This is a genomic window from Streptomyces sp. NPDC050658 (assembly GCF_044457025.1).
GTDB lineage: Bacteria > Actinomycetota > Actinomycetes > Streptomycetales > Streptomycetaceae > Streptomyces.
In genome coordinates, this window is sequence record NZ_JBITGM010000006.1 from 98,260 (window position 1) to 110,721 (window position 12,462).

Sequence of the window (12,462 nt, forward strand, 5' to 3'; positions counted from 1 at the left end):
AACTGCTCTGTCAGGGCTGTGTGCTGAGGCTGTGGCCCGCCTGTGAGTCTGCTCCTGGGTCGCTGACGGGCTCGCTGACCTGGTGCGATACGGCGGGCAGCGTGACCGCGAACACCGTCCGCCCCGGCACGCTCTCCACCGTCACGTCCCCGCCGTGCGCCGTCACGATGGCCTGCACGAGGGCGAGGCCGAGCCCGGTGGACCCGGCGGTGCGGGACCGGGAGGCGTCGCCGCGGGCGAAGCGCTCGAAGGCGTGGGGGAGCAGGGCGGGTGCGATTCCGGGACCGTCGTCCTGGACTTCCAGGCGTACGCCGCTGTCGCTCGCGTCCCGCAGCACGCGGGCGGTGACCTTGGTGCCCGGCGGTGTGTGCGTGCGGGCGTTGCCGAGGAGGTTGACGACGACCTGGTGGAGCCGGGGCGGGTCGGCGAGCACGAGGACGGGCTCGTCCGGCAGTTCAAGGCTCCAGTGGTGGTCGAGTCCGGCGGCGCGGGCGTCGCTGACGGCATCCACGACGAGGGGTGAGAGATCGGTGCTCTCGTATGTGAGCGGCTGTCTCGCGGTTGCGGGGGCTCCGGCGCGCCCGGCGTCCCTGCCCTCGTCGAGCCGGGCCAGCAACAGCAGATCCTCCACGAGCCCCGTCATCCGCTGGGCCTCGGACTCGATCCGGCCGAGCGCGTGCCGGGTGTCGGGCCCGGTGGACTCCCGCCCCCGGCGGGTCAGTTCGGCATACCCGCGGATCGAGGCCAGCGGCGTACGCAGCTCATGGCTGGCGTCCGCCACGAACCGGCGTACCCGCATCTCGCTCTCCTGGCGCGCTTCCAGCGCGGAGTGCACATGGTCGAGCATCCGGTTGAGCGCGGCGCCCACCTGACCGACCTCGGTGTCCGCGTCGGCGTCGGGGACCCGCTCGTACAGCGTGACCTCGCCGCTGTGCAGCGGGAGTTCGGAGACGCGGGTCGCGGTCGCGGCGACGCGGCGCAGGGGCCGCAGCGCGACGCCGACCATGGCGGCACCGGCGAGCGAGGCGGCGACCAGGCCCGCGGCGGTGACACTGACCTCGACGATGATCAACGTACTGAGGGTGTTCTGCACCTTGGTGGTGGGGATGCCGACGAGGAAGTCCCCGTTGACGCCGGTCGCGTACTCCACGCGGTACTCGCCGAGGCCGGGGATGTCGACGTTGTGCGGCTGCCCGTCGCGCGGCACGGAGCGCAGCGCCCCGGACTGGTCCGCGTCGAGCCGCTCGGTCTGCGGCGCGGGGCTGCCGCTGTCGCTGTCCGGCTCGGTGCTGACGAGGGCCTGGCCGACCGCCCCGTCGTCCTCGACGACGGCACCTATGGTGCCGATCTCCTGCGGGCCCTTGTAGACGAACTGCAGCGGATCGCCGTCGTCGTCGGGCAGCCGGTGGCCGCCGGGCAGCTCGCCGACCGTGCCGGGTGGCCCGGAGGCGCGCATCGCGACCGTGTCGAGCGAGGCGTCCAGCTGCTCGTACAGATGTGAGTGCAGGGCGATGGTCGTCACCGTCGCGATCACCGCGCAGACCACGGCGATCAGGCCGACCGCCGAGACGACGAGCCGCGTCCGCAGCGACCGCGGCTGCCGTCTCCGCCTCATGAGGCGGCGGCCTCCACGGCCGTGGGTGCGGGCGCGGGCTTGATCAGATATCCGGCACCGCGCCGCGTGTGGATCATCGGCTCGCGTCCGGCGTCGATCTTCCTCCTCAGGTACGAGATGTAGAGCTCGACGACGTTGGCCTGGCCGCCGAAGTCATAGCTCCAGACCCGGTCGAGGATCTGCGCCTTGCTGAGCACGCGCCGCGGATTGCGCATGAGGTAGCGGAGCAGCTCGAACTCGGTGGCGGTGAGGTGGATGGAGTCCCCGCCCCGCGTGACCTCGTGGCTGTCCTCGTCGAGGGTGAGGTCACCGACGGCGAGCACGGACTCACTGCGCCGGTCCCCGGCCGCTCCCGCCCGCCGGATGAGGCCGCGCAACCGTGCCACGACCTCCTCCAGGCTGAAGGGCTTGGTCACATAGTCGTCGCCGCCGGCCGTGAGCCCGGCGATACGGTCCTCGACGGCGTCCTTCGCGGTCAGGAAGAGCACGGGCACATCGGGCAGCTCACGCCGCAGCCGCCCGAGCACGGCGAGGCCGTCCATGTCCGGCAGCATCATGTCGAGCACCACGGCGTCGGGCCTGAAGCTCCGCGCGGTGCGCACGGCGCCGGCCCCGTCGCCCGCGCTGCGGATCTGCCAGCCCTCGTAGCGCAGGGCCATGGAGAGCAGCTCGGTCAGCGACACCTCGTCGTCGACGACGAGGACACGTACGGGACTCCCGTCCGGCCTGAGCAGTTCGGTACGCCCCTGGGGCGAGGTCGTAGTCATGCCCCACAGCGTGCGGGGCGGCCCTGAGAGAGCTCTTGCCGGAACCTGTGAATTCCCTGAGAAAGCACGCTCGGAAAGCTCTACGCCGGGGGCAGCCCGAAGAGCCGCGCCCCATTGTCATGACACACGCCCCGCAGCCACGCATCGCCCAACCCGAGCCGCTCGAGCGCCTCCAGCTGATGGACGTACGCGTACGGAATATTGGGAAAGTCCGTACCCAGCAGGATCCGCTCCCCCAACTCCACGAGCCGCGGCAGCTCCGCGCGCGGAAAGGCGCTGAACCGCTCGGTGAAGTCGGTGAACGCCATGGTGGTGTCCAGCCGCACCTCCTCGTACCGCTCGGCGAGGTCGAGGAAGTCGGCGTGCTCCGGCATCCCCATGTGCGCCACGACCAGCCGCAGCCGGGGGTGGCGCGCGAGCAGCCGCCCGATGGGCTCGGGGCCGGTGTGCTTGCCGGGCGCGGGCCCGGACCCGCAGTGCGTCACAACAGGAATCCCGGCGTCGGCGAGCAGCCCCCACACGGCATCGAGCCGGTCGTCATTGGGGTCGTAACCCCCCACCTGCACATGCGCCTTGAAGATCCGGGCCCCGCCTTCGACGGCCTCCCGGACATACGCCTCGGCGCCGGGCTCGGGATAGAAGGTGGCCGTCCGCAGACAGTCGGGGGTCGCGGCGGCGAAGTCGGCGGCCCACCCGTTGAGCCAAGCGGCCATGCCGGCCTTGTGCGGATAGACCATCGACGTGAAGGCCCGCACCCCGAACTCCCGCAGGATCGCGATCCTGCGCTCCTCCTCGTGCCGGTAGGCGATGGGCCACCGCATCCCGACGAGCGGCCCGGCCGAGTCGAAGTACTGCCACACCTTGGCGAGCACCCGGTCGGGCATGAAGTGCGTGTGTACGTCGACGAGTCCGGGCAGGCCGAGCCGCTCCCAGAACCGCCGCACCCCCACGGCCTCGTCGCTAGGCACGTTCACGTCGCCGGCCCTTCTCGAACCCGTAGCTCCGCTCGACCTTGGCGACATGGACGGAGTACGACTCGTACCACTCCTCGCGCCCGCGCCGCTGGGCCGCCCGGTGCTCGGCGACGGCGCGCCACTCCTTGATGGCGTCCTCGTCACGGAAGTACCCGACGGTGATGCCGAGCCCGCCGGGCGTGCGCGCGCTCTCCATCCCCAGGAAGCCGGGAATCTTCTGGACCAGCTCGTCCATGTGCTCGGCGGTCTCGCCGTAGCCGTGGTCGCCCTCGGTGCGCAGCGAGCTGAACACGACGGTGTAGTAAGGCGGTTCAAAGGGCTGGACGGGCGGGACAGGCGCCACCGGCTGATCACTCATGTCCCTCAGGCTGGGTCAAGCGCCCCGCGCTGTCCACCCCTTCCCGTCCTTCATTGCCGTACGGGAAACGATCCTTGACCTTCCGGTCAGCCAGGCCCTGCGCCGAGGGCTGCGGCCTCAGAACAACCCGCCCTGCTCGACGGGCAACTCCCGCAGCGGAACAGTGGTGGTCCGCCCCGCACTCCCCTTGACGGCCTCGACCCGCCACCCCCGAAGCAACCGACTGTCGAGCACGACAAGCCGCCCGGAGTCGTCGAGACACAGATCGGGCCCGGCAACGGCAACAAGCACTCCGGACACGACGCCACCGTCGACGAGCTCGGTGACGGCGAAGCCCCGAACCCCCGCAAGCCGCTCGACCCCGAACACCGCCCCGTGGTCCACGACATCCCCGGGCAAGGGCTCCAGGGACTCAGGCCACCCCTCAAGCCCGACCGCGAAGCGATGCATCCGCTCAACCTCCCGCCGCCGCTCATCGACGCCCGGCAGCGCACTCCGCACGGCCCGCTTCCTCCCGTACGAGACCCGATCCGGCACCCCGAGCGCCACCTTCAGCAGCTCCTCGGCCCGCCGAGCCGCCATCAACGGCCCCCGCCCCAGCCAGCCGAACGCGACGGCCCCCTGCTCAAGCAGCCGCGCGGCCCCCCGCTCCTCCCGGGTGATCCCGACTTTCACCATCCCCGGCCCGAACCAGGCCAGATACACCCGATAGGTACGCGGATCATCGGCGATGGTGTCGGCGGCGACGGAATGCGCCCGATCAAGCCGAGCACACTCGGCACACCGCGCCTGCGTGGCCCGCCCCGGCACGACACACCCCTCGGGACACGGATTCCCCCGGGCCCCCACACACCGCCGCTCCCCACAGACCCGAAACCCGACATGCCGCCCCACGACCAACGGACTGACGGCCCCCCGCTCCCACCCGAGCACAGGCACCCCACCCGCCCAGCTCAACCCCGCACTGCGCCACTCCATCCGCCCAGTCTTCACCAGCACGGCGCCCGGCTCCCACGCCGCGCGACAAGGAGGGACAACGCGAAAGGCCCCCGGATGATCTCCGGGGGCCTTTCGTCTGTGTGCACTCGGCAGGATTCGAACCTGCAACCTTCTGATCCGTAGTCAGATGCTCTATCCGTTAAGCTACGAGTGCTTGATTTTTCTTTTGTCTGTCTCCGCTCCCCGGCCTTGCGGCCCGCTCGCGGCGACAGGAAGAACATTACATGACCGCCGCCGTCATGTGAAATCCGTTTGCCTCACCCCTTGTGACCTGCGAAAACGCGTCTCACGGTGGTGCGTGGGGAGGAAGCGCCGAAGCCCCGGTCCAGGGGACCGGGGCTTCGGGTCTTGAAGCGGAGGCGGAGGGATTTGAACCCTCGATGGGATTTAAGTCCCAAACCGCATTAGCAGTGCGGCGCCATAGACCGGACTAGGCGACGCCTCCAGCTTGCACACCTGCGCGGACGCGAGGGGTGCGTGCAGATGATGACACAGCCGGGCGGCGTGTCACCAATCGCGGCCTCCACGGTACTAGTGGTCCGGCCCACAGGGCAAAGCGTCCCGTGCGCCCGCAACGTCACGCGCCGGGCGGCGTTAGAGGCGGTAGAGCCGTTACGTGTTCGCGTACCCGGTACCCCGCACCCAGTGGAGCCCCGTCATGTTGCGCCGCATCGCCCTCACCGCCGCCGCGTCCGCCGCCGCGCTCTGCGCCGTGCCCGTCACCGCCGCCCATGCCGACATGGGTCCGCTGCGCCTGTCGACCCCGATCACCGAGCCGACCCCCGACCACCTCACCGTGACGGTCGAGGAATCAGGCGGCTCGGGGGACGGGACGTACGAACTGGAATGTCACCCGACGGGCGGCACGCACCCGAACGCGCAGGAGGCCTGCTCGAAGCTCGACGAGGGGACATGGGGGAGCGACACCTTCGCGCCCGTGCCCAAGGACTCCATGTGCACCATGCAGTACGGCGGTCCCGCCACCGCGCACATCACCGGGACCTGGAACGGGCGGCCCGTCGACGCGACCTTCGACCGCAGCAACGGATGCGAGATCTCCCGGTGGGACGGGCTCGTGCCGGTGCTCCCCGACGTCACCGCCTAGCCCCGTCGAAACCGCCTGGCCGCGACCTCGTCGTGACCAGGCGGTACGGAAGCCTCACATGTTCTGCGTGCGACCTCCCTCTCATCCGGCGTCGCGCGCGCAACCACTCCCCGTAGACTCCCTCCCGTGACACGCCACGGGCCGAGGGGCAAGATGGCCTGAGCGGGTCGGCAAGCAGCAGTAACCAGGGAGGAAGCGTCGTCGTGAGCAGCAGGCCATCCCGAGGCGCTGCTCGCCTCGCAGCCATACTCGACGCGCTCCCGGACGCGCTGGTCCTCGTCAACGCGAACGGGACCGTCGTGAACGCGAACGCGATCGCGCTCGAGGCGTTCGAAGCGCCGGGCACCGCCCTCGTGGGGCGCGGACTGCTCGATCTGCTGCCGGAGTTCGACTCCCGGCTCATTCCCGGATCGATGCGCAGGCCCGATTCCATCGACGAGCGCGGCCGGACCAAGCCGAAGCGCATGGTCGCGCGGCGCACCGACGGCGGCGAGTTCCCCGTCGAGGTCACCAGCTCGAACCTGGAAGACATCCGGGACGCGTACGACAATTACGGGTACACCGGCGACGAGTTGCTCATGCTCGTCGTACGCGACCTTTCGGGCGCCGTGGACACCGAGGCCGAACTCGCCCGTTCCCAGCGGCAGACCGAGATGATCCTGCGGGCCGCCGCCGAGGGTGTCGTCGGGACGGACACGGAGGGGCGGGTTGTTCTCGTCAATCCCGCCGCCGCGCAGATACTGGGGTTCCGGGCCAGTGATCTGGGCGGGCAGGAGCTGCATCAGCTGGTCCTGCATTCGCGGGCCGACGGTGAGCCTTTTCCGTACGACGAGTCTCCGCTCGCCGACACTCTTCGCTCCGGGCGCAAGCACCGCGTGCGCGGGCAGGTCCTGTGGTCCAAGAGTGGGGAGCGGGTCGCCGTCGACCTGACGACCGCTCCCGTGCGCGACGGCGATCAGCTCGTCGGCGCCGTCATGACCTTCACCGACCGGCGGCCCTACGACGCCCTCGCCGAGGAGCACGAGGCCGCCCTCGCCCAGCACGCCGAGGAGATGCGCGCGGCCGGCGAGCGGCGCGCGGAGGAGCTGGCAGCCGCCACCGAGCGGCACGCCGCCGAACTCGCCGCCGCCGCCGAGCAGCGCGCCGAGGAGGCCGCCGCCGAACAGGAGCGGTACGCGGCGCTCGCCGAGCGCGAGAAGGACCGCTTCGAGGCGCTTGCCGAGAGCGAGAAGGAGCGGTACGACGCGCTGGCCGCTCGGCATGAGCAGCTGCTCGCCGTGCTCGGTTCGTCGTTGCGGGGGCCGATCGACGAGCTTCGGCGTGAGCTTTCGGCTCTGGCCGCCGATGACGCCGGGCAGTTGTGGCCCGAGGCGAATCAGGTCCTGCATCATCTTTCCGCCGGGTATGCGCGGATCACCACGCTTGTCGACAACGTCCTCGGGTTCCAGTCGCTCGACTCGGGTGCGCAGACGCTTTCCTGCGCCAAGGTCATGCTCGATGCCGTCGTCGCCAGTGGTGTCGAGGGCGCGGTCGAGCTGATCGGGCCCGGGCGCGCGCAGTTCGCCGTGCACGCGCCGCCGATCGAGGTCGAGGTCGACCCCGCGCGGCTCGCCACCGCGCTGGCCCATCTCGTCGCGGACGTCGCCGGGATCGATGCCACGGGGAACGCGCGGGGCGGTGCGGGTGCCGCGGCTCCGGCCGCCGGTGGCTACGTGGACTCGACGATCGTCGTGGCCGCCGCCCAGCGCGGCGAGGTCGTCCGCATCGAGGTGCGGGGGCCGTACTCCGGGGGCGATCCGGTCCACGAGCCGATCGTGCGGGGCATCGTGCGGGCGCACGGAGGCGTGCTGCAGACGCATGAGGTGCCGGGGATGAGCGGCAGTGCGTTTGTGCTTGAGGTGCCTATTGGGGGTGGGGCGGGGGCTGGGGCTGGGGCTGGGGTTGGTGCGGCTGCCGGGTCCGGGGCTGAGGTGAGTGTCGGGGATTCCGCTTCTGGTGGTTCTTCCGGTGCGGCTGGTTCCGGTGGTCCTGCTTCCGGTGGTCCTGCTTCCGGTGCGGCTGGTTCCGGTGGTCCTGCTTCCGGCGCTTCTGGTGCCTCGTCCGTCGGGGCCTCTGTAGTCGTGCCCGAGCAGGCCTCCGCCACCACCGGTGGCGGGCGGCGGCGGGCCCGGCGGGCTTCCGGGCCCTCGGTCGACGCGTTCCTGGAGAGCGCGGTGTCTGGCGGTGGCACCGCCGGGGACGGGATTTCGGGAGTTTCGGGGGCTTCCGCCACCGGGACCGGGACCGGGACCGGGCGGCGTCGGGGACGGCGGGCCGCTGAGGCCGAGGGTGTCGAAGCTGCCGCTGACTCGACGATCGGTACGGATGCTTCGGGGATGGCCGCCGCTGCTGCCGCCGCCGCGGCCTCCGAAAGCTCGCAGACTTCCGGCGGTACCGGGCGACGGCGTGGCCGGCCCAGCGCCGCCGAGGGTGCCGTGGAAGGTGCCGTCGGCTCCGTGGTGACCGCCGCCGAGCACGCGGCCGGGTCCGCCGCGCTGGGGGAGACGGTGCCGCCGCAGGGCGTGCCCGTTCCCGCGGGGGCGGCTGCTCCGGGAGCCGCCGGGACTTCGGGGCGGCGTGCCCGGCGTAACAGTGATCAGTTGGCGCTGCCCGCGCTGCCTTCGAGCGGCGGGCAGGAGGCCGGAGGTCCGGCGGCTGCCGGTGAGTCCGGCGAGGCTGCCGCGGCCCGGCCGACCGGGCGTCGGCGGCGTGCGCTGGCCGCGGCGAAGGAGCGGGCCGCCGCCGACGAGGCGCCCAGCGGGCGCGTCTTCGCGCTGCCGCCCGCCGCGGCGGACCAGGACGAAACGGGGCAGCACGAGGCCGCGCTGCACGATCCGGGGAACGATCACACTCCGCCGCAGCCGCATCCGGCCGATGTGCCTACGGGGCGTCGGCGGTCGCGGGGCGCTGCGGCTCCGGTTCCTTCTCCGGCGCCAGTCCCCTCTTCGGCTTCGGCTCCGGCTTCGGCTTCGGCTCCGGCTGCGGCTTCGGGTTCAGCTGCGGCTCCGACCCCTGATGCAGCTTCCGACTCGGCTCCCGCGCCGGTCCCGGCCGAGGCTTCGTCGCCCGCCGCCGGGGCCTCGCAGAGCACCCCGCCCGCCGGTGTGCCCGCGCAGCCGACGACGTACGGCGAAGGCATCGCAACCCCCGCCAAGGGCGTGCCCACGCCGAGCCGGGGCGTCGCGCTGCCGCCCGAGCGCGGACCGCAGGCGCGGGCCGCGCAGCCGCTGCCCGCCGAGGCCGCGCCCGGCGACCCCAACTCGACGCAGGGGCGCGCGATCAGCGTGCGGACGCTCGGGCAGGGCGTGCCGTTCGGTCAGCAGATCGCCGAGCAGCAGCGTGCGCTCGCCGAGCGGAACCAGCCGACCCCGGCGCAGACAGCGCAGTCGGCTCAGACAGCGCTGGCCCCGCAGAATCCGCGTATCCCGCAGGCGCCGCAGGCGCCGCAACCGCCGCTGCCTCCGCAGGCCGGGCAGGCCGGGCAGGCCGCGCAGACCCCGCCGTCTTCGCGGACGCCCGAGCCGGTGAAGACCGGCGGGACCGTCGGAGGTGCCGGGCCGCTGCCGCCGCAGGCTCCGGCTCCCGGTGCGACTCCGGCTCCCGCTCCGGCCGCCGCCGATGCCAAGCCCGCCTCCGCGCCGCTCCCCGAGCAGGCACCGCCCGCGCCCGTCGCGGCAGCCGCGGCAGCCGCGGCCCAGGGGCAGACGCTCGGGGGTTCCGGGCGTCGCCGCAGGCTCTCCACGCCTCCCGAGCCCGCCGCCGAGGAGCGCCCCGAGACGGCCGCCCGTCCGCACCCGCAGGCCTCAGCGACCGCCGCGGCGCAGCCGCAGTCCCGCATCTCGGCCGCCACCGAGGGCACAGGACGTGCGTACGCGATCGGCGCACCGGACGAGGACGCCGACGAGGGCCCGGAGCCGCTTGACGGTCCCGGCGGCGCGGTCGAGGTCGCCAACCGGCCCCAGCCGCAGCCCATGGACGACGAACTGCCGCCCGAGCCGCTGGACAACCCGCGCCGGCTGCTCGTCTGGCCCGCGCCCGACGTCACCACCCAGCAGGCGCTGAGCGACCGCGGCTACCGTCCGGTCATCGTCAACTCCCGCGAGGAGGTCGACGCCCAGATCGCCGCGTTCCCCGCGGCGCTCTTCGTCGACCCGCTGACCGGGCCCATCACGCGTACGGCGCTGCAGTCGCTGCGCACGGCGGCCGTCGCCGCCGAGGTTCCCGTACTCGTCACGGCGGGACTCGGCCAGGCGACCCGCGAGGCCGCCTATGGCGCCGACCCCGCCGTACTCCTGAAGGCACTCGCACCCCGCGACAGCGAGCAGCACCCGCCGCGCGTCCTGCTCATCGAGGAGCACGAGGAGATCGCGCTCGCCCTCACCGCGACGCTTGAGCGGCGCGGGATGCAGGTCGCGCGGGCCGAGAGCGACGCGGACGCGGTGACGCTCGCGGCGCAGATGCGGCCGAACCTGGTCGTGATGGACCTGATGCAGGTACGCCGCCGGCGCGCCGGAATCATCGACTGGCTGCGCGCGAACGGCCAGTTGAACCGCACCCCGCTCGTCGTCTACACCGCCGCCGTCGACGAGACGGAACTGCCGCGGCTCGCGGCGGGCGAGACGGTGCTGTTCCTCGCGGAGCGGTCGACGAGCGGCGAGGTGCAGGGCCGCATCGTGGATCTGCTGGCGAAGATCGGTACGAACTAAGGCTCCAGGTACGGCGATACGCCGCTCCCGGGTTGTCGGGAACGGCGTATCGCGAACCTGCCGTCAGAGCTTGGTGACGTCCAGCTCTCCGTCCGCGTACTGCCTGCGCAGCACCTTCTTGTCGAACTTGCCGACGCTCGTCTTGGGTACGGCGGGCACGATCGCCCAGCGCTCGGGCAGCTGCCACTTGGCGATGGTGCCCGCGAGGAAGTCGCGCAGGTCCGTGTATTCGAGGGTCGCGCCCTCCTTCAGTACGACCGTGGCGAGCGGGCGTTCGCCCCACTTGTCGTCGGGGACGGCGACGACCGCGGCCTCCGCGACGTCCGGGTGGGACATGATCGCGTTCTCCAGCTCGACGCTGGAGATCCACTCGCCGCCCGACTTGATGACGTCCTTGGCCCGGTCGGTGAGGGTCAGGAATCCGTCGGGGGTGATGACACCGACGTCGCCGGTCTTCAGCCAGCCGTCCGCGCTGAACTTGTCCTCGGGCTTGAGCGGCTCCTCGCCCGCCCCGCCGTAGTACGCGCCCGCGATCCACGGGCCGCGCACCTCAAGCTCGCCCGCCGACTCGCCGTCCCAGGGCAGGTGTTCGCCGCCGGGGCCGACCAGGCGGGCCTCGACGCCGGTCGGGAAACGGCCCTGGGTGAGGCGGTAGCCGAACTCCTCGTCGGTGCCGATGGCCTTGGCCGGGGGACGGGCGACCGTGCCGAGCGGGGAGGTCTCCGTCATGCCCCAGGCGTGACAGACCCGCATGCCCAGCTCGTCGAAGGCCGCCATCAGCGAGGGCGGGCAGGCCGAGCCGCCGATGGTGACCTGGCCGAGGGAGCTGACGTCGCGGGGCTTCGTGGTGAGTTCGGCGAGCAGGCCCTGCCAGATGGTGGGGACGGCGGCCGCGTGCGTGGGCCGCTCCGTCTCGATCATCTCGGCGAGCGGGGCGGGCTGCAGGAAACGGTCCGGCATCAGCATGTTCACGCCCGCCATGAGCGTGGCGTGCGGCAGGCCCCAGGCGTTGACGTGGAACTGCGGGACGACCACGAGGGTCGTGTCCGCGTCCGTCAGCCCCATCGACTCGCTCATGTTGACCTGCATCGAGTGCAGGTAGATGGAACGGTGCGAGTACACGACGCCCTTCGGGTCGCCGGTGGTGCCGGAGGTGTAGCACATGGCGGCGGCGGTGCGCTCGTCGAGCTCGGGCCAGTCGTACGCCGTGGGCTTTCCGGCGAGCAGGTCCTCGTACTCGTGTACTTGTGCGGTGGCTCCGGCCAGCGGCGCGCGGTCGCCGGGACCGGTGACGACGAGGTGCTCGACGGTCGGCAGCTGCGGGAGCAGGGGCGCGAGCAGCGGGATGAGGGAACCGTTGACGATGATGACGCGGTCGGCCGCGTGGTTCACGATCCAGGTCAACTGGTCGGCGGGCAGCCGCAGGTTGAGGGTGTGCAGGACGGCGCCCATACAGGGGACGGCGAAGTAGGCCTCGACGTGCTCGGCGTTGTTCCACATGAACGTGGCCACGCGCTCGTCGCCGGTGACCCCGAGATCGTCGCGCAGCGCGTGCGCGAGCTGGGCCGTGCGTTCACCGATCTCGCGGAAGCTGCGGCGCTGCGGCGCCTCACCGGTCCATGTGGTGACCTGCGACGTCCCGTGCACGGTCGTCCCGTGCCGAAGGATGCGGGTGACAGTCAGCGGTACGTCCTGCATCGTGCTCAGCACGGCGTCCTCCCGGTGGGCGCGCGGCATTCATCCGGGGCGGCTCCCGAATGGTCTACCTGGCAGTAGGGCTCGCCAGATTCTTGCCGCATACCGCACGGTATGTCACTACTCCCGGGGAAGAAAGCTTCGCTCGACCGACGGTGATTACGGTCACCGGGGTGGGAGGGGTTTGGGGGGGGAGGGGGGCGA

The 12,462-nt window shown here is 72.0% G+C and carries 8 protein-coding genes and 2 tRNA genes; 2 read left to right on the plus strand and 8 right to left on the minus strand.

Annotation, left to right across the window (positions count from 1 at the left end):
* Positions 1-10 precede the first annotated feature (10 nt).
* From ACIBKX_RS21725 to ACIBKX_RS21755, 7 genes are all read right to left on the minus strand, one after another.
* Positions 11-1,615: a HAMP domain-containing sensor histidine kinase gene (locus tag ACIBKX_RS21725; RefSeq protein WP_363270418.1), complete on the minus strand. Its 1,605-nt coding sequence runs from the start codon at positions 1,613-1,615 to the stop codon at positions 11-13.
* Entirely contained in the window at positions 1,612-2,382 is a 771-nt protein-coding gene (locus tag ACIBKX_RS21730) for a response regulator transcription factor (protein ID WP_363270416.1), read from the minus strand. Before ACIBKX_RS21730 ends, ACIBKX_RS21725 begins: the two co-directional genes overlap by 4 nt.
* Before the next feature lie 80 nt (positions 2,383-2,462).
* Positions 2,463-3,404 (minus strand): amidohydrolase family protein, encoded by a 942-nt coding sequence (locus ACIBKX_RS21735; RefSeq protein WP_399375858.1) that lies wholly within the window; start codon positions 3,402-3,404, stop codon positions 2,463-2,465.
* Positions 3,343-3,714 carry an antibiotic biosynthesis monooxygenase gene (locus ACIBKX_RS21740; protein ID WP_363270415.1) on the minus strand — a complete coding sequence of 124 codons (372 nt, stop codon included), beginning with the start codon at positions 3,712-3,714 and terminating at the stop codon, positions 3,343-3,345. The genes ACIBKX_RS21735 and ACIBKX_RS21740 overlap by 62 nt, the downstream gene beginning before the upstream one ends.
* Before the next feature lie 117 nt (positions 3,715-3,831).
* Complete coding sequence (locus ACIBKX_RS21745) at positions 3,832-4,692, minus strand: DUF2797 domain-containing protein (protein ID WP_363270522.1); 861 nt, start codon at positions 4,690-4,692, stop codon at positions 3,832-3,834.
* 102 nt (positions 4,693-4,794) lie between these two features.
* Positions 4,795-4,867, minus strand: a tRNA-Arg gene (locus ACIBKX_RS21750).
* A 200-nt stretch (positions 4,868-5,067) separates the two neighbouring features.
* Positions 5,068-5,158, minus strand: a tRNA-Ser gene (locus tag ACIBKX_RS21755).
* A 213-nt stretch (positions 5,159-5,371) separates the two neighbouring features.
* On the opposite strand from ACIBKX_RS21755, the gene ACIBKX_RS21760 reads away from it, so the two are divergent.
* Together ACIBKX_RS21760 and ACIBKX_RS21765 are read left to right on the plus strand one after the other, a co-directional pair.
* Positions 5,372-5,818, plus strand: a complete 447-nt coding sequence (locus tag ACIBKX_RS21760) for an SSI family serine proteinase inhibitor (protein ID WP_363270414.1) — start codon at positions 5,372-5,374, stop codon at positions 5,816-5,818.
* 203 nt (positions 5,819-6,021) lie between these two features.
* A complete protein-coding gene (locus ACIBKX_RS21765) occupies positions 6,022-10,563 on the plus strand; it encodes a PAS domain-containing protein (protein WP_363270413.1) in 4,542 nt (1,513 codons plus the stop codon).
* Positions 10,564-10,626: 63 nt separating this feature from the next.
* Here ACIBKX_RS21765 and ACIBKX_RS21770 read toward each other — a convergent pair whose 3' ends face one another.
* A complete protein-coding gene (locus ACIBKX_RS21770; protein WP_363270412.1) occupies positions 10,627-12,273 on the minus strand; it encodes a long-chain fatty acid--CoA ligase in 1,647 nt (548 codons plus the stop codon).
* Positions 12,274-12,462 lie beyond the last annotated feature (189 nt).

Coding starts and splice junctions, on each gene's coding strand:
- ACIBKX_RS21760 (WP_363270414.1), top strand. CDS start 5,372: ATGTTGCGCCGCATCGCCCTCACCGCCGCCGCGTCCGCCGCCGCGCTC.
- ACIBKX_RS21730 (WP_363270416.1), bottom strand. CDS start 2,382: ATGACTACGACCTCGCCCCAGGGGCGTACCGAACTGCTCAGGCCGGAC.
- ACIBKX_RS21735 (WP_399375858.1), bottom strand. CDS start 3,404: ATGTCGCCAAGGTCGAGCGGAGCTACGGGTTCGAGAAGGGCCGGCGAC.
- ACIBKX_RS21725 (WP_363270418.1), bottom strand. CDS start 1,615: ATGAGGCGGAGACGGCAGCCGCGGTCGCTGCGGACGCGGCTCGTCGTC.
- ACIBKX_RS21740 (WP_363270415.1), bottom strand. CDS start 3,714: ATGAGTGATCAGCCGGTGGCGCCTGTCCCGCCCGTCCAGCCCTTTGAA.
- ACIBKX_RS21745 (WP_363270522.1), bottom strand. CDS start 4,692: ATGGAGTGGCGCAGTGCGGGGTTGAGCTGGGCGGGTGGGGTGCCTGTG.